Raw genomic sequence first — 556 nt, 5'->3', positions numbered from 1 at the left:
TTACATGAATAACGAAGACAACGAAATTGAAGGCTTGGAAGTGCTTCTACGTTGGGACGCAGAAGGCTTGGGGCCAGTGCCACCAACCGAATTTATTCCAATCGCCGAGCAAGCTGGGTTGTTTGACAAAATAGACCGTTGGGTGTTTGCCAATGCAACCGAGGAATACCATCATTTAAGAAGCATTTTTGGCAAAGACATTGTCCTGTCCATCAACCTTTCATCGGCCGAATTAAACTCGTTAGAAATGGCGCAATTCATTCATAAACACGTAACGAGAAATGGCATCAAACCAGAATGTATCGAACTAGAAATTACCGAGACGTTTGCCGCGGAACAGCAAGGCACGGCATTGCTTGATGAGCTTTCGAAACTGGGTTATCGACTTGCTATTGATGATTTCGGCTCTGGCTACACGTCGCTCACTCAACTTGTTCAATACCCAGTACAAAAGATTAAGTTTGACCGAGAGTTTCTACTGACGTTGATGAATACCAATAATGGACACGTGATCAAACCGATCATTGAGCTGTGCCATGCCCAAAACAAAACCGTG

At 44.4% G+C, this 556-nt stretch carries 1 protein-coding gene; it reads left to right on the top strand.

Annotated features, from left to right (window positions below; genetic code table 11):
- On the top strand, nt 1-556 hold a 556-nt coding region (locus R7Z77_RS27620), incomplete at both ends, for an EAL domain-containing protein (RefSeq protein WP_318137341.1).

The organism is Vibrio sp. 1401 (assembly GCF_033340295.1).
Note: the sequence above shows the minus strand (reverse complement) of the source record. Positions and strands in the feature narration are given on the sequence as shown.